Annotated in this window: 20 protein-coding genes; 11 read left to right on the top strand and 9 right to left on the bottom strand. The window is 70.4% G+C overall.

The genetic code is table 11. The features are described 5' to 3' along the window. Positions 1-3 precede the first annotated feature (3 nt). Positions 4-1,329: a PHB depolymerase family esterase gene (locus tag AB5J50_RS46400; protein ID WP_369264565.1), complete on the bottom strand. Its 1,326-nt coding sequence runs from the start codon at positions 1,327-1,329 to the stop codon at positions 4-6. A 120-nt stretch (positions 1,330-1,449) separates the two neighbouring features. On the opposite strand from AB5J50_RS46400, the gene AB5J50_RS46395 reads away from it, so the two are divergent. The 3 genes from AB5J50_RS46395 (at position 1,450) to AB5J50_RS46385 (ending at position 4,018) form a co-directional block, all read left to right on the top strand. After that, positions 1,450-1,815: a cupin domain-containing protein gene (locus AB5J50_RS46395; protein WP_369264564.1), complete on the top strand. Its 366-nt coding sequence runs from the start codon at positions 1,450-1,452 to the stop codon at positions 1,813-1,815. A gap of 211 nt (positions 1,816-2,026) precedes the next feature. After that, a complete protein-coding gene (locus AB5J50_RS46390) occupies positions 2,027-2,641 on the top strand; it encodes a VanZ family protein (RefSeq protein ID WP_369264563.1) in 615 nt (204 codons plus the stop codon). Positions 2,642-2,779: 138 nt separating this feature from the next. Continuing rightward, positions 2,780-4,018 (top strand): family 16 glycosylhydrolase, encoded by a 1,239-nt coding sequence (locus tag AB5J50_RS46385; protein WP_369264562.1) that lies wholly within the window; start codon positions 2,780-2,782, stop codon positions 4,016-4,018. 152 nt (positions 4,019-4,170) lie between these two features. On the opposite strand, the gene AB5J50_RS46380 is transcribed toward AB5J50_RS46385, so the two are convergent. The 3 genes from AB5J50_RS46380 to AB5J50_RS46370 are packed head-to-tail and all read right to left on the bottom strand — an operon-like array spanning position 4,171 to position 5,705. Next, positions 4,171-4,548, bottom strand: a complete 378-nt coding sequence (locus AB5J50_RS46380) for a peptidase inhibitor family I36 protein (RefSeq protein WP_327434018.1) — start codon at positions 4,546-4,548, stop codon at positions 4,171-4,173. Beyond that, entirely contained in the window at positions 4,545-5,327 is a 783-nt protein-coding gene (locus AB5J50_RS46375; protein ID WP_369264561.1) for a hypothetical protein, read from the bottom strand. Before AB5J50_RS46375 ends, AB5J50_RS46380 begins: the two co-directional genes overlap by 4 nt. A gap of 3 nt (positions 5,328-5,330) precedes the next feature. After that, positions 5,331-5,705 (bottom strand): hypothetical protein, encoded by a 375-nt coding sequence (locus AB5J50_RS46370; RefSeq protein WP_369264560.1) that lies wholly within the window; start codon positions 5,703-5,705, stop codon positions 5,331-5,333. Between the two features lie 208 nt (positions 5,706-5,913). Between AB5J50_RS46370 and AB5J50_RS46365 the strand changes: the two genes are divergently transcribed. After that, on the top strand, positions 5,914-6,099 hold the full coding sequence (locus tag AB5J50_RS46365) for a hypothetical protein (RefSeq protein WP_369264559.1): 186 nt from the start codon (positions 5,914-5,916) through the stop codon (positions 6,097-6,099). 12 nt (positions 6,100-6,111) lie between these two features. Here the strand turns inward: AB5J50_RS46365 and AB5J50_RS46360 are convergent, their stop codons facing one another. After that, on the bottom strand, positions 6,112-6,348 hold the full coding sequence (locus tag AB5J50_RS46360) for a hypothetical protein (RefSeq protein WP_369264558.1): 237 nt from the start codon (positions 6,346-6,348) through the stop codon (positions 6,112-6,114). A gap of 207 nt (positions 6,349-6,555) precedes the next feature. Here AB5J50_RS46360 and AB5J50_RS46355 point away from each other — a divergent pair, with 207 nt between their 5' ends. The 3 genes from AB5J50_RS46355 to AB5J50_RS46345 all read left to right on the top strand — a co-directional run bounded on the left by AB5J50_RS46355 (position 6,556) and on the right by AB5J50_RS46345 (position 9,869). Further along, positions 6,556-7,596 carry a PHP domain-containing protein gene (locus tag AB5J50_RS46355; RefSeq protein WP_369264557.1) on the top strand — a complete coding sequence of 347 codons (1,041 nt, stop codon included), beginning with the start codon at positions 6,556-6,558 and terminating at the stop codon, positions 7,594-7,596. A gap of 184 nt (positions 7,597-7,780) precedes the next feature. Then, entirely contained in the window at positions 7,781-8,593 is an 813-nt protein-coding gene (locus AB5J50_RS46350) for an SAM-dependent methyltransferase (RefSeq protein WP_369264556.1), read from the top strand. 316 nt (positions 8,594-8,909) lie between these two features. Next, entirely contained in the window at positions 8,910-9,869 is a 960-nt protein-coding gene (locus AB5J50_RS46345) for an SDR family NAD(P)-dependent oxidoreductase (protein WP_369264555.1), read from the top strand. Between the two features lie 29 nt (positions 9,870-9,898). Here AB5J50_RS46345 and AB5J50_RS46340 read toward each other — a convergent pair whose 3' ends face one another. Continuing rightward, positions 9,899-10,732, bottom strand: coding sequence for an alpha/beta fold hydrolase (locus AB5J50_RS46340; RefSeq protein ID WP_369264554.1), 834 nt, complete (start codon positions 10,730-10,732; stop codon positions 9,899-9,901). 124 nt (positions 10,733-10,856) lie between these two features. Then, complete coding sequence (locus AB5J50_RS46335) at positions 10,857-12,179, bottom strand: ROK family protein (RefSeq protein ID WP_369264553.1); 1,323 nt, start codon at positions 12,177-12,179, stop codon at positions 10,857-10,859. 169 nt (positions 12,180-12,348) lie between these two features. Between AB5J50_RS46335 and AB5J50_RS46330 the strand changes: the two genes are divergently transcribed. The 4 genes from AB5J50_RS46330 to AB5J50_RS46315 are packed head-to-tail and all read left to right on the top strand — an operon-like array spanning position 12,349 to position 16,934. After that, positions 12,349-13,662: a sugar ABC transporter substrate-binding protein gene (locus tag AB5J50_RS46330; RefSeq protein WP_369264552.1), complete on the top strand. Its 1,314-nt coding sequence runs from the start codon at positions 12,349-12,351 to the stop codon at positions 13,660-13,662. 14 nt (positions 13,663-13,676) lie between these two features. Then, positions 13,677-14,678 carry a carbohydrate ABC transporter permease gene (locus AB5J50_RS46325; protein ID WP_369265700.1) on the top strand — a complete coding sequence of 334 codons (1,002 nt, stop codon included), beginning with the start codon at positions 13,677-13,679 and terminating at the stop codon, positions 14,676-14,678. 28 nt (positions 14,679-14,706) lie between these two features. Beyond that, positions 14,707-15,546, top strand: coding sequence for a carbohydrate ABC transporter permease (locus AB5J50_RS46320; RefSeq protein WP_369265699.1), 840 nt, complete (start codon positions 14,707-14,709; stop codon positions 15,544-15,546). 29 nt (positions 15,547-15,575) lie between these two features. Then, positions 15,576-16,934, top strand: coding sequence for a GH1 family beta-glucosidase (locus tag AB5J50_RS46315; protein ID WP_369264551.1), 1,359 nt, complete (start codon positions 15,576-15,578; stop codon positions 16,932-16,934). Here the strand turns inward: AB5J50_RS46315 and AB5J50_RS46310 are convergent. Beyond that, positions 16,931-17,881, bottom strand: coding sequence for a phosphotransferase family protein (locus AB5J50_RS46310; protein WP_369264550.1), 951 nt, complete (start codon positions 17,879-17,881; stop codon positions 16,931-16,933). The genes AB5J50_RS46315 and AB5J50_RS46310 overlap by 4 nt on opposite strands. A 113-nt stretch (positions 17,882-17,994) precedes the next feature. Next, positions 17,995-18,978, bottom strand: a complete 984-nt coding sequence (locus AB5J50_RS46305) for a DUF3626 domain-containing protein (protein WP_369264549.1) — start codon at positions 18,976-18,978, stop codon at positions 17,995-17,997. Between the last annotated feature and the right edge of the window lie 23 nt (positions 18,979-19,001).

Here is a 19,001-nt window from a genome sequence, read left to right as displayed (position 1 = left end):
TGGTCAAGTGACGCTGCAAGCCGTGCCGTTGAGGGTGAAGGCGGTGGGCGACCCGGCGTTGCCGCTGTGGCTTGCCTGATAGCCGATGGTGACGGCGGCGCCGGGGGCGATCGTGCCGTTGTACGTGGCGTTGGCCGCGGTCACGGTGCCGGTGGCCGGCGCGTAGGTGGCACCCCAGCCGTTGGTGATGGTCTGGCCGGAGGGAAGCGTGAAGCTCAGCTGCCAGCCGTTGACGGTGGTGGTACCGGTGTTGGTGAGGGTCACGGAGGCGGTCAGGCCGGTGTTCCAGGCGTTGGTGGTGACCGCCACCCGGCAGCCGCCCGGCTGGGGCTGGGGTGCGGGGCCGGTGCTGTCCAGGCCGAAGAAGGTGAGGACGCGGGCCGCCATGCCGGTGGTCATCAGGTTGTGGCCGACGCCCTGGAGGCTGATCGCCTCGACGGGCGCCTGGTCACCGGTGGAGCCGTAGCGGGTGCGGGTCCATCCGGACTGGGGCGAGTCGGTGGCGGTCGGCGTCTGGCTGACGCCGAGGACGTTCGTCCACTGCTTGATCTCTTCCCCGAAGTTCGGGTAGCGCAGGGTGGCGTCGTCGGTGCCGTGCCACAGCTGCATCCGTGGCCGGGGCCCGCTGTAGCCGGGGTAGGCGGCGCGGACCAGATCGCCCCACTCCTGCGGGGTGTGGGTCACGGTGCCGTTCGCGCACGCGCTGTTCCACTCGGATCCGTCGGTGGTGGCGAAGCAGCCGAACGGCACCCCGGCGAACGCGGCGCCCGCGGCGAACACGTCGGGGTAGTCGCCGAGCAGGACGTTGGTCATCATCGCGCCGGAGGAGATGCCGGTGGCGAAGATCCTGCCGGTGTCGGCGCTGTACGTACGGGTGACCCAGTCGATCATGGACTTGATGCCGACCGGATCGCTGCCGCCGCCGCGGCTCAGGGCCTGGGGCGAGGAGACGTCGAAGCACTTGCTGCTGCGGGTGACCGACGGGTAGATGACGATGAAGCCGTAGCGGTCGGCCAGTGAGGCGTATTCGGTGCCGGAGTACATCGCCGGACCCGAGCCTGTGCAGTAGTGCACGGCCACCAGGACCGCCGGGTGCGCGGTGACGCTGTCCGGCACATAGAGGTACATCTGGAGGTTGCTGGGGTTGCTGCCGAAGTTCGTCACCTCGGTGAGGGACGCGGCGGCGGCCGCGGGGGCGGTGGTCGCCACCGGAGCGGCGGAGGCCGGCGGTGCGGTGAGCAGCACCGCGGCGAGTAACGGCACCAGCGCCGCGAGCAGTGCGCCGAGTGCGGACCGGAGCGGTTTCCTTGTGCGTAATGACGTGGACATGGCATCCATGGAAGCGCTCCCACGACCCACGGGGCAACCGTCCTGCAGCGGTCGTCTTCCCGGATGGCAGTCCCCTGTCGGCGGGCTGACGATGGAGGGGGACAACTGAAGGGAGCCGTCATGCTGGAGATCAAGACGGTCGACAAGCCGGATGAACGGCGTGATTTCCCCCGCGGCCACCTCGAAGCGGTCCACATGACCGGGCTCGACTTCGCCGTGGGGACCTTCGAACCGGGTTGGCGCTGGTCCGAGTCCGTGGCCCCCCTCGCGGGGACCGAGAGCTGCGAAATCCACCACAACGGCTATGTCATCCAGGGGCGGATGCACATCCGCATGGACGACGGCGGCGAAGGAGAAGTAGGACCCGGCGATGTGTTCGTGTGCCCGCCCGGGCACGACGCATGGGTCGTGGGCGACGAGCAGGTCATCGTGTACGACTTCGCGGGAGGCATGGCAACGCAGTACGCGAAGCCGGCGAACGACTAGGCACCGCGGCGAGGGTCCAGTGGCGCGAGGGTCCAGTGGCGTGAGGTGATCGCCCCACTGGACCCTCGCCGCGCTCCCTGGCCGCGCCTCTCACAGCCCCCTCGCCGCCCCTTGGTGCACAGCTCCCCCAGTCGGCGTGCCGATCGGCATCTATGCCTCCATCCGGGGTAACCGCCTCTATCCAGAGGGCAGTTGAAACCGGGAGGATCGCATGGTCCGTACGGCGTTACGCAGCGGTGCCGCGAAAGCCGGGCGCCGGACACCGACAGCGAAATCCGGCCGCCGCACACCGAAGACGAAGTCCGAGCGCCAGACACCGGCGGCGAAGTCCGGCGGCCGAGCCTCGGCGTCGCCCCGGGAGCGAGGGGCGCTCCCGCTTCCGCTACGACTGCTGACCATGGCGCTGGCCTTCGCGGCCATGGTGGCGTTCGCCGCCGCGCTGGCCCGGCTGACGTTGGAACCGTCTCCGGCGTCGACCGCGCTGGTCCACAGCAATCTCCACCCCGGTCGGTCCCTGAACGCCTACCTCTCCCAGCCGGAGCTGCGCGACGCCGTCAAGCAGATCGGCGGGAACCTTCTGCTCGGCGTGCCCTTCGGCGTGCTGCTGCCCGTGCTGGCCCCACGGGCCCGGGGAATCCTGCGTGTTCTCGCACTGACCGCCGCGGTCATGCTGCTGGTCGAGCTGGTCCAGGGGGCACTCATCACCGGGCGCGCATTCGACGTCGACGACGTCATCCTCAACACGGCGGGGGCACTGGCGGGTTATCTGCTGCTGGGGCGCCGGCTCGGCCGGGCGGTGCACCCCAAGAGTGGTCGTCGCACCTGACGAGTCACCTCAAGTAAAGGTCCGGACCAGACTCTTGACACCCCCTTACCTCACTTCTTAAATCAAGAGGCGAAGCATGCACCCCCCACCTCAGTCGGCCCACCCGTCCCCCCGGGTCGCCGTACGGAAGGGAGAGTCATGGACTCCCCACGCCTGCTCCGAAGATGCCTCTTCGCCGCGCTGTCCGCCGTGCTCGTCGCGTCCGCGTCCGCCGCCGTCGCACCCGCTCACGCGGGGGCCGCGGCGGCCGCCGCGGCCGTGACGTTCCAGGACACCTTCGACGGGCCCGCCGGGTCGGCCGTCGACTCGTCCAAGTGGCAGATCGAGACCGGCGACAACGTCAACAACCACGAACGGCAGTACTACACGTCCGGGAGCAACAACGCGGCCCTGGACGGCCAGGGCCATCTGGTGATCACCGCCCGCAAGGAGAATCCGGCCAACTACCAGTGCTGGTACGGAACCTGTCAGTACACCTCGGCCCGGCTGAACACCGCCGGGAAGTTCACCACCACGTACGGCCATGTCGAGGCCCGGATGAAGATTCCGCGCGGGCAGGGCATGTGGCCCGCGTTCTGGATGCTCGGCACACCGGTCAACTGGCCGGACTCGGGCGAGATCGACGTCATGGAGAACGTCGGCTACGAACCGTCGACCGTGCACGGAACGATCCACGGTCCCGGGTACTCCGGCTCGGCCGGCATCGGCGCCGGGTACTCCCTGCCGAACGGCCAGGCCTTCGCCGACGCCTTCCACACCTTCGCGGTCGACTGGGCGCCCGACTCGATCACCTGGTCGGTGGACGGGACGGTCTACCATCGGCGTACGCCCGCCGATCTCGGCGGCAACACATGGGTGTTCAACAAGCCGTTCTTCCTGATCCTCAACCTCGCGGTCGGCGGCTACTGGCCGGGCGACCCCGACAGTTCCACCTCCTTCCCGCAGCAACTCGTCGTGGACTCGGTGACGGTGACGACGAGCGACAGCTCGGGCGGCACCGGCGCCCCGATCACGGGTCTCGCGGGCAAGTGCGTGGACGTGGCCGGGGCGAACCCGGCGAACGGCACCCCCGTACAGCTCTACGACTGCAACGGCACCGCTGCCCAGAAGTGGACGGTGTCCTCGGACGGCACCCTTCGCGCACTGGGCAAGTGCCTGGACGTCACCGGCAACGGCACGGCGGACGGCTCGACCGTCCAGCTGTGGGACTGCACCGGCGGCCCGAACCAGAAGTGGACGGTCACCGCGGCCCACGACATCGTGAATCCACAGGCCAACAAGTGCCTGGACGTCACCGGCAACAACTCGGCCAACGGTACGCGGCTGCAGATCTGGTCGTGTTCCGGTGGAGCCAACCAGAAGTGGACGGTGGGCTGACGGCCGGCTGAGAGACCGCTCGGGCGGGCGGGCGGAGGGTCCGGCGGGGATGACCCCGGCCGGACCCTCCGTGCCGTTCGGTCCTAGGGACTGACCGCCCGCCCGCGGCCCCCACCGCGGGCGGACGGAACCGGTCGGCCGGTGTCGGCCGGTCAGCAGCCCATGGACCAGGTGTGCGAGTCGCCGCGGTCGTTGGCGACGGCGTTGTAGCCGACCTCCTCGCCCGGTGCGAGGCAGATCGTCATGTCGCCGCCCTGCCAGGCGTCCTCGTAGACCTTGACGTGGTCCTTGACGCCCGGTCCGGAGATGCCGTGGTTGGCCCAGGAGGAGTCGGTGTCGGCGATCCAGCTCTCCCACCAGCCGTCGTCCCCCGACCAGTTGGCGCGCTGACCGTCGAAGTTGGCGCCCTCCCAGACGCAGAAGTTGCCGCTGGGACAGTCCGCGGCACCGGACGGCGTGGCGAGTGCCAGACCGCCCCCGAGGGCGAGGAGGGCCGCTGCGGCGGAGGTGGCGAGACGCTTGATGATCACGAAGAGGTACTGCCTTTCTCACGGGTTACCGGAACGGTCCGCTCGGCGTACAGGGCCGCCGCGCGGTGCAGTGCGCGGGTGCGCAGCTGCTCGTAGGTGGTCAGCTGGTCGCGCCGGTCGGCGCGGACCCGGGCCAGCAGCGCCGGCTCCAGTCGGGCGCGGAGCCGGGTCAGGCCGCTCTGGCGCGCACAGCGCGCGGAGACGGCGGTGTCGGGTCGTTCGGGCCGGGGGCCGTGCGCCGGGGTGGCGCAGCGGGCCCACCGGGTGGTGGCGGCGCGGTAGTCCGGGTCGCGTCGCATGCGCTGCTGGGCCTCGGCCCGCAGGTTGTTCACCACGACCCGGGTTCGGAACCATCGGGCCTGGTCCCCGTACAGCTCACGTTGCGCGGCGGCCAGGCAGCCGTCGGTGTGGGCGGTGACGGTGTAGCCGGTGGCCAGGGTGACGGAGAGTTCGGGGCGGCCGCGGCCGAAGAGGGCGGCCTGGAGCGCACGGTCGTCCGCGGGCACAGGGCGGCGGTTGGGGTCGCCCGAGGCGTGCCGCTTGTCCGACGGGTGGCGCGGGGTCAGGCCCTGGCGGGTCAGGCACTGGTCGACGAGCACCTGCTGGGCGGTGTCGATGAGAGCGTCCTTGCCGCGCTCGGTGGTGGGCAACGCGAGGGCGCCCCGCCCGGCCGTCGCTCCCGTTGTCTCCGTCGTCGTGGCACATCCGGTCAGCGCCAGCGCCCCCAGCAGTGCCAGCACCGCGGGGGCGGTGGCGCACAGCGCGCGAAGTGGTCGCACGTGTCAGCCGACCTCGCAGCCCATCGTCGTATCGGCGACGCCGTCGAGCCGGGCGCCCCAGGGCCAGTTGTCGGCCAGGTCGTGCGCGCGGATCAGCCGGTAGTAACAGGTGTCGCGGCCCCAGTCGATGGCGTACACGGCGCTGTCGGCGTTGGAGCGGAAGGAGGCGGCCTTGTCGTGGAGGAAGTCGGGCACATCCGTATAGCCGGGTGGTGTGTAGCACCAGGACGAGCCGTGCTGTCCCGCGGCGGTCCAGAAGCAGACGTCTCCGGCCAGCGGCGCGCCGGCCGCGGTGGCGGGGGAAGCGCTCAGGAGGGTGGCGGCGGCCAGGACGGTGGCGGCGAGGGCGGCTGCGGGCACGGCGAAGCCAGAGAACATGACGACTCCCGTAGGGAAGAGGGGGCGCCGGGGCGGTCGTGATCACCCGGCAAGATCAACGTGCCCTGGCGGGTGCGAGCCCATGCCCGGTTCCCGCCGAATAATGATCTTTGCTGGGGTGCGGGGGCATTAGGCCACCGGCGGCTCACACCGGCGCGAAACCCGCAGGTCCGCGCGCCCCCAGGCCGCCACGGGCCGCTCGGACTTCATGGCCGGGCGCGGCGGCGTCAAGCGCGAGCACTGCCGTTTCATGGCCGTGCGCCACCGCTTCGTGGCCGTGCGCCGCCTCGTCACGGCCGTGCGCCATCACTTCACGGCCGTACGCCACCGCTTCACGCCCGGATGTGCCGGGCCCCTGCCCGGCGCTCCCGGGCCTCCGCCCGGCCCGCCCTAGCCGTGCCCGGCGTCAGCGCGGAATCCAGGTGAGCTTGTCGCCGCCCACCCAGCGGACGACCTCCGGGTCGTCGAGATCGTGGACGGTGATGCCGTAGGCCGCGGCGGTCTCCAGGACATCGGTGATCGCCTTGGCCTCGCCGACCACTTCACCGTCGATCTCCATGATCCGGAACGGCGGCGTGCCCGGCTGTACCCCGAGCACCATGATCCGTGGGTGGGAAATGTGGGGGCTCGCACTTTCGGTCATGAATAGAGCGTAGATCGGTTCCCCCGGGGCAGCGGCTGAGCGATTCGAGCACCCCGGCCCCGGCGGCCCCTCGTGTGGCCGGACGGCCGGAGCCGGCGTGTTCGCCCAGCCGGGTGAGCGGCCGGGTGGCGCCCCGGTCGCAGGGCCGCCCGTCGTCCGCCGTGCGGGCCCCCGAGGGCTGGGCAACGCTGGAGGCAGGAGGTGCCGATGGACCCCGTCGAAGCCCTGGACCGGATCGCGTTCCTGCTGGAGCGGGCCCTGGCCCCCACCTATCGCGTACGTGCCTTCCGCACCGCGGAGGCCGTACTGGCCGCGCTGCCCGCCGACCAGGTGGCGGAGCGGGCCGCCGCCGGGACGCTGGAGTCGCTCAAGGGGATCGGTCCGAAGACGGCTCAGGTGGTGCGTGAGGCGCTGGCCGGTGAGGTGCCCGCCTACCTGGAGAAGCTGGAGCGGGAGACCGGGGCGGCTCCGCTCACCCGTGGGGGTGAGCGGCTGCGGGCGCTGCTGCGGGGGGACTGCCATCTGCACTCCGACTGGTCGGACGGCGGCAGTCCGATCGAGGACATGGGCCGCACCGCCGCGCGGCTCGGGCACGAGTGGGCGGTGCTCACGGACCACTCGCCGCGGCTGACCGTGGCGCGCGGCCTGTCGCCCGAGCGCCTGCGCGAGCAGCTGGCCGTGGTGGCGGAACTGAATGACCGCTGGGCCCCCTTCCGGCTGCTCACCGGCATCGAGTGCGACATCCTCGACGACGGATCGCTCGACCAGGAGCCGGAGTTGCTGGACCGGCTGGACGTCGTCGTCGTGTCCGTGCACTCCAAGCTGCGCATGGACGCACGGTCGATGACCCGCCGGATGGTCGCCGCCGTACGCAATCCGCTGGCGGACGTGCTCGGGCACTGCACCGGCCGGCTGATCGGCGAGCGCGGCCGGCCCGAGTCGGAGTTCGACGCGGACGCGGTGTTCGCGGCCTGCGCGGAGTCGGGGACGGCCGTGGAGATCAACAGCCGCCCCGAACGGCTCGACCCGCCGCGCCGGCTGCTGCGCCGGGCGGTCGACGCGGGCGTGCTGTTCTCCGTGGACACCGACGCGCACGCCCCCGGCCAGCTCGACTGGCAGATCCTCGGCTGCGCGCGGGCCGAGGAGTGCGGGGTGCCGGCCGAGCGGGTGATCACGACATGGACCGCGGAGGAGCTGCTGGCCTGGGCCGCGGACCGGGAGACGCCGGCACGCGCGACGAGCCCCTGACCTGCCCCTCGCGCGGAACCGCACACCCGGCACGCCCGTGCCGTCGAGCGAGCGGACAGGCACCCGCCCGGTTCCCCGGACACCGGGATCGACGGGCGGCACAATGACGGCGACGGTCCGGTGCCGCCGTGGCGGCTGTCGCATGCGCCCAGCACACCTGCTCGGCGCGCGGAGAGGGGAAGACGTGAGTGCGAGCCAGGGCCCGGTGGGCGGTTCGGCGAGGCTGAATACCCGCGTGGCGCACAACGCCCGGGTCTGGAACTACTGGATCGGCGGCAAGGACAACTACGAGGTCGACCAGACGGTCGGTGACCAGGTCGCGGCGATGTTCCCCGTCATCCGGGACGTGGCACGCGCCGACCGCGACTTCCTGGGCCGCGCGGTCCGCCATCTGGCCGCCGACCGCGGGGTGCGGCAGTTCCTGGACATCGGCACCGGACTGCCGACCCTGGACAACACCCACGAGATCGCCCAGCGGATCGCGCCCGAGTCGAGGATCGTCTACGTCGACAACGACCCCATCGTGCTCGTCCACGCCCGTACGCTGCTGACCAGCACGCCCGAGGGAGCGACCGACTACCTCGACGCCGACGTCCACCGCCCGGACAGCATCGTCGAGGGCGCCGCCGCGACCCTCGACCTCGGCGAACCGGTCGCGGTCATGATGCTGGGCATCCTCAACTTCGTGCTCGACACCGGGCAGGCACAGGACATCGTGCGACGGATCATGGCCGCGGTCCCCTCCGGCAGCTATCTCGTCCTCACCCACCCCACCACCGAGGCCGACCTCGGCGGCGAGGGCAACATCGAGGCCATGAAGTTCTGGAACGAGAACGCCACCCCGCCGATCACGGCCCGTAGCCGCGCGGAGATCACGGCCTTCTTCGACGGCCTGGAGGTGATCACGCCGGGAATCGTGCCGTGTTCGCAGTGGCGCGCCGATGCCGGCCCCCCCGCCGTACTTCCTCAGTTCGGCGCGGTCGCCGTGAAGCCGTGAACACCCCGTGACGCACATCACCAGGGATGATGCGGTCCCGGGGAACACTCGCCCGTCGTTCTCCGTTGAACAACACGTGGGTGCGGACGGAACAGTGTCCCCGGGCCTAACCTTTTGCCCACAGGGACGATCGTTCGGCTGAAGCCCTGTGGAGCCCCCGCCGTGAGGCGACCGCCGCCCGTGCCCACCACAGGCGACCCCGACCGAGATTCCCCCGTCCGGTCGGGGTCTTTTCTTTGCCCGGGGAGCAGAGTCACCCCACGGCACGGAGCGTCCGTTTGACTTGGAGTCCGCTCCAATTCGTAGCGTTCACGTCATGACCACCGCACAGCACAAGATCGGCTCGGGTTTCGGTGCCCGGAGCACCGCCGACGAAGTCCTTCACGGCATCGACCTCTCCGGAAAGCTCGCGATCGTCACGGGCGGCTACTCAGGCCTCGGCCTGGAGACGACACGCTCGCTCGCCAAAGCCGGCGCCCGTGTCATCGTTCCCGCGCGGCGCCCGGCCGTCGCCCGGGAGGCGCTGGACGGCATCGACGGGGTCGAGGTGGACGAGCTCGACCTCGGCGACCTGGACAGCGTGCGCGCCTTCGCCGAGCGGTTCCTCGCCTCGGGCCGCGTCATCGACATCGTCATCAACAACGCCGGGATCATGGCCTGCCCCGAGACCCGGGTCGGACCTGGCTGGGAAACCCAGTTCGCGACCAACCACCTCGGTCACTACGCGCTGGTCAACCGGCTCTGGCCGGCGATCGAGCCGGGCGGGGCGCGGGTCGTGGCCGTGTCCTCCACCGGTCACCACCTGTCGGGCATCCGCTGGGACGACGTGCACTGGAAGAACGGCTACGACAAGTGGGAGGCGTACGGCCAGGCGAAGACGGCGAACGTCCTGTTCGCCGTGCACCTGGACCGGCTCGGCCGGGACTCCGGCGTACGGGCCTTCTCCCTGCACCCCGGAGGCATCCTCACCCCGCTCCAGCGCCACCTGCCCAGGGAGGAGATGGTCGAGCGCGGCTGGATCGACGAGAACGGCGTCCTGCTGCACCCCGAGGCCTTCAAGACGCCCGAGCAGGGCGCGGCCACCCAGGTATGGGCCGCGACCTCGCCGCAGCTGGCCGGCATGGGCGGGGTGTACTGCGAGGACTGCGACATCGCCGAGTCCGCTCCGGCGGACGGCACCCGGGTCGGCGTCCGCGAGCACGCGATCGACCCCGACCAGGCGGCGCGGCTGTGGGAGCTGTCGGCGGAGCTGACCGGGGTGAACGCGTTCGCGTGACGGCCGTACGACCGCAGGACCGAACAGGGTCATGAGCGGGTGATGAACTCCCGCAGGTCCGCCGTGAGTCGCTCGGCGTGCGTGGCGAACAGGCCGTGGCCCGCGTTCTCGTAGACCTTGAGGGTGCTGTCGGGCAGCAGTTCCGCCGCCCGCCGGCCGGTCAGGTCCAGGGGCGCCGACGCGTCGTGCGTGCCGTGCACGACGAGAGCTGGCAGGTCGAGCTTGGCCAGCTCGGGGGCCACGTTCAGGGTGACCACGAGGTCGCCCATCGCCGCGCCGGCTCGCGCGGTCGCTCCGTGGCAGCGGTCGACCATGGACTGCACATACGCCTCGGAGAGGTCGTTCCCGGGGAGGTCGAGGGCGAAGAACGCGTGGGCGCCGTCCGCGAAGAACGCGGCCCGGTCACGTCGGAAGGTGTCGTTGCCGGCCCGGATGAGTGCCGGGTCGACACCTCCGGGGTGATCCACGGACCGGACGGCACCCGGCACCATGCCCGCGACCAGTGCTACCCCGGCCACCCGACCCGCTCCGTGCCGGGTCAGGCAGCGCACGATCTCGGCGGTCCCCAGCGAGTGCCCGACCAGCGTCACCTCCCGCAGGTCCAGGTGCCTGAGCAGCCCGTCGAGATCGTCGGAGAGGCTGTCGAGGTCGAAACCGCCCCACACGTCGTCGGACCGCCCGTGCCCGCGCCGGTCGAACCCGACGCAGCGGAACCCGGCCTCGGCGAGCGGGAGCATCTGGTACTCCCACATCTCCGTACCGAAGTAGGAGCTGTTGACGAACACGACCACCTGGCCGTCGGCGGGCCCGTAGTCCACGAAGTGCAGCCGGGCGCCATCGACGGGGCTCTCGAAGTACGGCATGGGAAACCTCCCGGAATCCGGTGACGGGCGAGTGGGTACGCCCTTCATGGTTCCGGGAGGCGGCGGCCTGGTCGATTACCTCGCAGGTCATACGAACGGGAGCGGGAGGATCCGCTGACGTAGATCAGTGCGGAGCGCGCTCCTCCAGGGCCGCGCGCCAGGCCGGGGGCGGGCCCTCGCTCACCGGTTCGGCGCGCCGCCCGCCCCGTGCGAAGAAGTCGGCCAGCGGCAGGATCGCGGCGCCGACCGTGACGGCGTCCGGGCCGAGTCTGCCGAGGTCGATCGAGACGCGCTCGGCGGGGTAGCGCAGGGCGTACGAGGCGGCGTACCGGCGTACGGCGGGCAGAAACCGGGTGCCGAGCTGGAGGCCCGCCCAGCCGCCGATGAGGATGCGCTCGGGCTGGAAGAGGTTGATCAGGTCGGAGAGGCCCGCGCCCAGATACTCGGCGGTCTCCTCCAGGACGGCGAGCGCCACCGGGTCGGGCTCGGTGTCCCCGGCCGGGTACGCGGCGGCGAGCATCGCGGTGAGCGCCGTCTCCTCGTCGGTGCCCTCGGGCGGGCGTCCGCCTGCCTCGCGCCAGCGGTCGAGGAGCGCCTCCGCCCCCGCGTAGGCCTCCAGACAGCCCAGGGCGCCGCAGCGGCAGCGGCGCCCCCTGACGCGTACCGTCAGATGCCCCCATTCGACGGACCGGCCGTTCTCCACCTCCTCGGTGACGAGGCAGGCGCCGACGCCGGAGCCGAAGAGGACGACGACCGCGTTGCGGGCGCCGCGTCCGGCGCCGAACCACATCTCGGCCTGGCCGAGGGTGCGGGCGCCGTTGTCCGCGAAGTACGGGACGGTGTCGGGGAGTTCGCAGGTGGAGCGGAGCAGGGATTCGAGCGGGACGGCATCCCAGCCGATCGTCTGGCCGTGCACCACCGCGCCGCGCTCCGGGGTACGGGCCACGATACCGGGGACGCCGATACCGACGCCGAGGAGCCGCTCCGGGGCGATACCCGTCTCGGCGAGGACCTCGGCGATGCCGTCGCGGATATGGCCGACGATGACGTCGACGTCGTACTCCTGGGGCTTCAGCGGCCGGTCGGCCTCGTATCCCTGGCGCTCCAACGGCCGTTCGGTGCGGGCGAGTTCGGTGAGGGTCAGGTCGAACAGCTCGACGCGGACGCGGGTTTCGCCGACGTCGACGCCGATCATGTGGCCGCTGCCCGGCACCACGCGCAGCAGAGTGCGCGGGCGGCCGCCGTCGGAGTCGACACTGCCCGCCTCCTCGACCAGTCCGTCGGCGACGAGTTCGGCGACCACGTTGCTGATCGAACCGGAACTCAGGCCCGTGGCCGGCCCCAGCTCGTAACGGCTCATCGGGCCGTCGAAATACAACCGTTGCAGCACGGCGGTGCGATTGCCCCGCCGCAGGTCACGCACTGTCCGCCCGTTCCGCCCCGCCATGAGAATCCCTTCCCGCCTGCCCGACCTGCAAGATACCCCTGCGCGATCCCTTGACGCGACTTTCTTCCGGGTCTTAACTCACGTCCTAAATTAAGCCATGAGGGTCGTTCGGGAAGTGAACGCACACGGCCCTCATGACACTCCCTCCGGGAAAGGGACATACCCAGCCATGCGCAGAATCCGAGCCGCGGCCGCAGGTGCGGTCACCATCTCCCTGTTGACCGCCGTGACCGCCTGTGGCGGCGGCTCGTCGAATGGCGGGTCCAACGACTCGCCGAAGACGCTCACGTACTGGGCCTCCAACCAGGGCGCCAGCATCGAGATCGACAAAAAGGTCCTCCAGCCCGAACTCGACAAGTTCAAGAAGCAGACCGGGATCACGGTCAAGGTGGAGGTCGTGCCCTGGTCCGACCTGCTCAACCGGATCCTCACGGCGACCACCTCCGGTCAGGGCCCCGACGTCCTGAACATCGGCAACACCTGGAGCGCCTCGTTGCAGGCCACCGGGGCGCTGCTGCCATGGGACGCGAAGAACTTCGCCAAGATCGGCGGCAAGGACCGCTTCGTCGACTCGGCGCTCGGCTCGACGGGGGCTCAGGGCAAGGACCCAGCCGCGGTGCCGCTGTACTCGATGGCGTACGCGCTCTACTACAACAAGAAGATGTTCGCCGACGCGGGGATCTCCCAGCCTCCGGCCACCTGGGACGAGCTGATCGCCGACGGCAAGAAGCTCTCCAAGGGCGGCAAGTGGGGCCTGGGAGCCGAGGGTTCGAACCCGTCGGAGAACATCCATCACACCTTCGTCTTCGCCCAGCAGCACGGCGCCGGCTTCTTCACCGCCGACGGCAAGCCCGACTTCACCTCCGACGGCACGGTCGCCGCGGTCAAGCAGTACGTCGACCTGATGGCCAAAGACAAGATCATCGCGCCGGGCAACGCCGAGTACGCGCAGAACCAGTCCGTGAGCGACTTCGCCAAGGGCAAGAACGCGATGCTGCTGTGGCAGTCCGCGTCCGCCAACCTCAAGTCCCAGGGCATGAGTGACGACGCGTACGGTATCGCCCCGGTCCCCGTGCAGTCCGGCACCCCGGGAACCGGCACCAACGTCAACTCGATGGTCGCGGGCATCAACCTGGCCGTCTTCAAGAACACCGACAACCTCGACGGCGCCACCAAGTTCGTGAAGTTCATGACGAGCGACGCCGAGCAGAAGGTCCTCAACACGGCGTACAGCTCGATCCCGCCGGTCAAGACCGCCCAGACGGACGCCACCTTCAACACCCCGGCGAACGCGGTCCTCAAGGACACCCTGGCCAAGAGCGCCGCCGCGCTTCCGCAGGTCGCCGACGAGTCCCAGTTCGAGACGGCGGTCGGGACTGCGGTCAAGGAGCTGTTCGCCGCTGCCGCCGCCGGACACCCGGTGACCACGGAGTCGGTGAAGGCCGCGCTCCAGAAGGCCCAGCAGCAGATGCCGACGAAGTGAGCGCGAGCACCGACATGACCACCACGACCGCCGCCTCCGCCGGCTCCGGCGAGCGGACGGTGCGCAAGAACTCCCCCGGTGCGGCACGCGGTCCCCGCCGCACCGGGCGCGTCCGGCGCATCGGACTGCCCTACATGCTGCTCCTGCCCGCCCTGCTCCTCGAACTCCTCGTCCACCTGGTGCCGATGGTGATCGGCATCGTGATGAGCTTCAAGGAACTCACCCAGTTCTACATCCGCGACTGGGGCACCGCGCCCTGGTCCGGCTTCGACAACTACAAGGTCTCCGTGGACTTCAGCGCGCCGGTCGGCAAGGCGCTGCTCCACTCGTTCCTCGTCACCGTCGGCTTCACCCTGCTCTCGGTCGGCCTGTGCTGGCTGATCGGCACGGCCACCGCGATCTACATGCAGGACACCTTCCGCGGCCGCGGCCTGCTCCGGGCACTCTTCCTCATCCCGTACGCGCTGCCGGTGTACGCGGCCGTCATCACCTGGGTGTTCATGTTCCAGCACGACAACGGCCTGGTGAACCACGTCCTGCACGACCAGCTGCACCTCACCGACAAGCCGTCCTTCTGGCTCATCGGCGACAACAGCTTCTACGCCCTGCTCACCGTGTCGGTGTGGAAGGGCTGGCCGTTCGCCTTCCTCATCGTGATGGCCGGCCTGCAGAACATCCCGGGCGAGCTGTACGAGGCGGCGGCCCTCGACGGGGCCGGCATGTGGCAGCGGATCCGTCGCATCACCCTGCCGTCGCTGCGCCCGGTCAACCAGGTCCTGGTGCTGGTGCTGTTCCTGTGGACGTTCAACGACTTCAACACGCCGTACGTCCTGTTCGGCAAGACCGCTCCCGAGGCCGCGGACCTCATCTCGGTGCACATCTACCAGGCGTCGTTCGTCACCTGGAACTTCGGCACCGGATCCGCCATGTCCGTCCTGCTGCTGCTCTTCCTGCTCGTCGTGACGGGCGTCTACCTCCTGCTGACCTCCCGAGGAAGGAAGACGGCCGATGTCTAGCACCTCCACGACGAGCCGCCGCTCCCCGATGGCGCCACCGCGGTCCTTCCTCTGGTCCCGGCGGATCTTCCTCACCCTGCTCACCGGCTTCGTCCTGGTGCCGGTCTACGTGATGGTCTCCAGCTCCCTGAAGCCGCTCGCGGACGTTTCGGGGAAGTTCCGCTGGCTGCCGAGCGGGCTCACCTTCCGCCCGTACATCGACATCTGGTCGACGGTCCCGCTGGCGAGGTACTTCGTGAACTCGCTGATCGTGGCGGGCGCGGCGACGGTCTGCTCGGTGGTGATCGCGGTCTTCGCGGCGTACGCGGTGAGCCGCTACAGCTTCCGCGGCAAGCGCGTCTTCACGGTGACCGTGCTGTCGACGCAGATGTTTCCCGGCATCCTCTTCCTCCTCCCGCTCTTCCTTCTCTACGTCAACATCGGCAACGCCACCGGCATCGCCCTGTTCGGTTCGCGCGGCGGCCTGATCCTCACGTATCTCACCTTCTCCCTGCCGTTCTCGATCTGGATGCTGATCGGGTACTTCGACTCGGTGCCGCGCGACCTGGACGAGGCGGCGCTGGTCGACGGCTGCGGGCCGCTCGGCGCCCTGTTCCGTGTGGTCGTGCCCGCAGCGATCCCCGGCATCGTCGCGGTCGCCGTCTACGCCTTCATGACCGCCTGGGGCGAGGTGCTGTTCGCGTCGGTGATGACCAACGACACCACGCGCACGCTCGCCGTCGGGCTCCAGGGCTACTCCACGCTCAACGACGTGTACTGGAACCAGATCATGGCCGCCTCGCTCGTCGTCAGCGTGCCTGTGGTCGCCGGGTTCCTGCTGCTCCAGCGCTATCTCGTCGCCGGGCTGACGGCCGGAGCCGTCAAGTGACCAACTCCTCCCAGAACGAAGGGACTTCCGTGACCATCGACCTTGCCGCACTCCCCGAGGACTTCCTGTGGGGCACGGCCACGTCGGCCTACCAGATCGAGGGCGCCGTCGCCGAGGACGGCCGCTCACCCTCCATATGGGACACCTTCTCGCACACCCCCGGCAAGATCGACAACGGCGACGACGGGGACCTCGCCTGCGATCACTACCACCGCTGGCGCGAGGACATCGCGCTGATGCGCCAACTCGGCACCAACGCCTACCGGTTGTCGATCGCCTGGCCGCGCGTGATGCCGGGCGGCGACGGCCCGGTCAACGCGAAGGGGCTCGACTTCTACGACGGCCTGATCGACGCCCTGCTGGAGGCGGGCATCACGCCCTCGGTCACCCTCTACCACTGGGACCTGCCGCAGGTGCTCCAGGACCGGGGCGGCTGGCCGGAACGCGACACCGCTCACCACTTCGCCTCGTACGCGGCGGTCGTCGCCGACCGGCTGGGTGACCGTGTCCAGCACTGGACCACGCTCAACGAGCCGCTGTGCTCGGCGTGGATCGGACACCTCGAAGGGCGGATGGCCCCTGGTCTGGCGGATCTCACGGCCGCGGTCCGCGCCTCCTACCACCTCCTGCTCGGCCACGGTCTGGCGGTGCAGGCGATCCGTTCGGCGGTCCCGGACGCCCAGGTCGGCATCGTCAACAACCTGGCCAGCGTCGAGGCCGCCACCGACCGCCCTGAGGACATCGCGGCCGCCCACCGAATGGACGGTCACACCAACCGCTGGTGGCTGGACCCGGTCCACGGCCGCGGCTTTCCCGCGGACATGCGCGAGGTGTACGGGGTCGAACTCCCCGAGCTTCCAGGCGACTTGGAGACCATCGCCGAGCCGCTGGACTGGCTGGGCCTCAACTACTACTTCCCGTCGACCGTTGCCGACGACCCCACCGGACCGGCCCCGCGCGTGCGTACGGTCCGCCGCCTCGGGGTGCCCCGCACCGGCATGGACTGGGAGGTCGACGCCGCCGGCATCGAGCGCCTCCTGCTCCGCCTGACGCACGACTACGGCGCCCGCAAGCTGTACGTCACGGAGAACGGCTCCGCCTATCCCGACGTCGTACGCCCCGACGGCACCGTCGACGACCCCGAGCGCACCGCCTACCTCGAACAGCACCTCGCCGCCTGCACATCAGCCGTCCGCAAGGGCGTTCCGCTCGCCGGCTACTTCGCCTGGTCGCTGCTCGACAACTTCGAGTGGGCGTACGGCTACGACAAGCGCTTCGGGCTCGTGCACGTCGACTACAAGACGCAGAAGCGCACGGTGAAGGGCAGCGGGCACCGGTACGCGGACATCATCCGGGCGTATGGCGGGAGGGGGCGCAGCGCGGCCTAGGCGATCTCGTCGAGAGCGGCGACGAGCTGTGGCCCCACCGCCTCGCGCACCCAGGCGACGTGTTCGTCGCCGGGTGCGCGGGGCACGGTCTCGACGAGCATGATCAGGTAGAGGTAGCTGCGGTAGAGAGCGAGGCGTTGCCGGGCCGGGGTGTCGAACTCGGCTCGGCCGCCCGCCTCTTGATAGCCGGTCAGGAAGTCCTTGTCCTGCTTGATGTCGCCGAGCAGGGCCAGCGAGACGAAGTCGGCCAGGGGGTCGCCCCAGAACATGCGCTCGCCGTCGATCAGACCACCGATCCGAGCTCCCGCCTCCGTCCGCTCGACCAGGATGTTGCCCTGCCACAGGTCGAAGTGGACGAGGCGGGGAACGGCGACCTCGCCCAGCGCGTCGTACGCGGTCTTCGCCGTACGGGCCACCTCGTCCACGGGGCGGGGCAGCCAGGCGCGATAGCGGCGGGCGTCGTCCAGGACGGCGTCGTACATGGCGGTGAAGGCGGCGCGCCAGTCGGGGGCCAGCGGTCCGAGCGCGCCGGAGGGGTAACCGAAGCCGGGACCGGTCACGCTGTGGAGGCGGGCCACCAGACGGCCCAACTCCTCGCGCAGGGAGGTTTGTTCACCTGGCGGCAGGTCACCCCAGGGCGCACCGGGGCAGTGCGTCATCAGCAGATGGCCGTCGAAAAGGTCGCCGACAACCCAGGGCGCCGGGACGCCGACCGTAGCCGCGGCTCGATAAAACTCGGCCTCGGAGACGAGGAGTTCCTGTTCGTGCGTCAGGCCTGGAGTGGTGGCCGACGGCGGGACCTTCAGTACGTACCGGGTGCCGTCGGTGAGTCGCAGCTCCTCGACCTCGTTGTACGTCCCGCCCGCCAGAGCACGGCGGTCGGCGAGACTGCCGGACGGCAGACCCGCCATGCCGAGAACCCGCCGCGCCCGCTCCCAGCCGTCCACCACAGCCCCCTAGTCGCCTGTGGGCCCACTCTGCCACGTGGGCCCACGGGCGGGTACGGCTCATCCGGCTGCGTACACGTCCTCGCCGTATCGGCCAGACGCGATCAGGTCGTTCAGCCACTGCTCGGCATCCGCTCGCGGCGGCTACGCGTTGGGGGTGCCGACTCCCGGAGTGTGCCGCCCACGGCCGTTCCCGCGCCCTGAGGAGCGCCGAAGCGGGCGAGGCAGTGCCACACCATCTTCAGGTCCTGGAGTTCGTAGCGTCCCGTGCGTGCCGCGTGCCCGATGATCCGTGGGTCGAGGTGACCGTCCTCGGCGATACGGGCGCCCAGTTCGACGTACTCCGGCCCCCGGAAGTCGGGGTGGCGGCGCAGCTCCTCGACGGAGAGCCGGTATCCGGTATGCCACTCCACCGGGCACGGCAGCCGCAGGGCCGCGGCCTCGACAGGCGTGCCGCGGTACGACGCGTCGAGGACCAGGGCCTCCATGTCCCGGGCCAGGACGACCTGTCCGTGCACCTGCGCCTCGACGTAGTCGTTGAGGGCGTCCTGCTCGTCCGCCTCGGCCAGCTCGATGAGGGACATGCCGGATGCGACCCCGAACGCGGAGGGCTCGGCCGCGCTGTCGGGGTAGCAGAAGGTGGCCCGCCGCAGCGCCTCGCCGGTCATCCGGAAGTGCGAGGAGCCGAACCGGGGTGACGCGCCGACCAGTTGGCGACGGAAGTTCAGCCCGCCGTACACGGGGCGCTCGTGGGCGGGCGCGTCGTCGTACGCCGCTCCGAAGATCCGGCTCTCCCAGCGCCAGCGGTCACCGCCGGGACGAGCAGTCAGCCCGCCGTTGCTCGTCCCTGTGACGAACTGCGAGCGGTACATGCCGTCCTGGGCCAGCGCCTCCAGGATCGGCAGGCCATGCACGAGCCGGTCCGGGTGGAAGTTGAGGGTCACCCGCAGCGCCGGATCCAGCGCGGGGCCGCGCGAGTGGGCCGCGACGTGGCGGAGGGCTCGCTCCTGCGGTGTGCGGCAGCCGTTCACCGGCGCGCGGCGACTTTCCGCCGCGCCACCATTGCCCGGCGGCGTACCGACCCTCCCGAAATCCATTGGACCTCCTCCATGAGGCTAGG

This window comes from Streptomyces sp. R35 (assembly GCF_041053035.1).
In the GTDB taxonomy this organism is placed as follows: Bacteria; Actinomycetota; Actinomycetes; order Streptomycetales; family Streptomycetaceae; genus Streptomyces; species Streptomyces lutosisoli.
The sequence above is the reverse complement of the archived record's forward strand: the minus strand, read 5'-3'. Positions and strand labels throughout refer to the sequence as shown.

What these genes read in the sequence shown, in the direction of transcription:
- AB5J50_RS46390 (WP_369264563.1), top strand. Translation starts at nt 2,027, where the DNA reads ATGGTCCGTACGGCGTTACGCAGCGGTGCCGCGAAAGCCGGGCGCCGG.
- AB5J50_RS46385 (WP_369264562.1), top strand. Translation starts at nt 2,780, where the DNA reads ATGGACTCCCCACGCCTGCTCCGAAGATGCCTCTTCGCCGCGCTGTCC.
- AB5J50_RS46320 (WP_369265699.1), top strand. Translation starts at nt 14,707, where the DNA reads ATGGCGCCACCGCGGTCCTTCCTCTGGTCCCGGCGGATCTTCCTCACC.
- AB5J50_RS46370 (WP_369264560.1), bottom strand. Translation starts at nt 5,705, where the DNA reads ATGTTCTCTGGCTTCGCCGTGCCCGCAGCCGCCCTCGCCGCCACCGTC.
- AB5J50_RS46365 (WP_369264559.1), top strand. Translation starts at nt 5,914, where the DNA reads ATGGCCGGGCGCGGCGGCGTCAAGCGCGAGCACTGCCGTTTCATGGCC.
- AB5J50_RS46325 (WP_369265700.1), top strand. Translation starts at nt 13,677, where the DNA reads ATGACCACCACGACCGCCGCCTCCGCCGGCTCCGGCGAGCGGACGGTG.
- AB5J50_RS46335 (WP_369264553.1), bottom strand. Translation starts at nt 12,179, where the DNA reads ATGGCGGGGCGGAACGGGCGGACAGTGCGTGACCTGCGGCGGGGCAAT.
- AB5J50_RS46340 (WP_369264554.1), bottom strand. Translation starts at nt 10,732, where the DNA reads ATGCCGTACTTCGAGAGCCCCGTCGATGGCGCCCGGCTGCACTTCGTG.
- AB5J50_RS46345 (WP_369264555.1), top strand. Translation starts at nt 8,910, where the DNA reads ATGACCACCGCACAGCACAAGATCGGCTCGGGTTTCGGTGCCCGGAGC.
- AB5J50_RS46360 (WP_369264558.1), bottom strand. Translation starts at nt 6,348, where the DNA reads ATGACCGAAAGTGCGAGCCCCCACATTTCCCACCCACGGATCATGGTG.
- AB5J50_RS46330 (WP_369264552.1), top strand. Translation starts at nt 12,349, where the DNA reads ATGCGCAGAATCCGAGCCGCGGCCGCAGGTGCGGTCACCATCTCCCTG.
- AB5J50_RS46305 (WP_369264549.1), bottom strand. Translation starts at nt 18,978, where the DNA reads ATGGATTTCGGGAGGGTCGGTACGCCGCCGGGCAATGGTGGCGCGGCG.
- AB5J50_RS46355 (WP_369264557.1), top strand. Translation starts at nt 6,556, where the DNA reads ATGGACCCCGTCGAAGCCCTGGACCGGATCGCGTTCCTGCTGGAGCGG.
- AB5J50_RS46395 (WP_369264564.1), top strand. Translation starts at nt 1,450, where the DNA reads ATGCTGGAGATCAAGACGGTCGACAAGCCGGATGAACGGCGTGATTTC.
- AB5J50_RS46400 (WP_369264565.1), bottom strand. Translation starts at nt 1,329, where the DNA reads ATGTCCACGTCATTACGCACAAGGAAACCGCTCCGGTCCGCACTCGGC.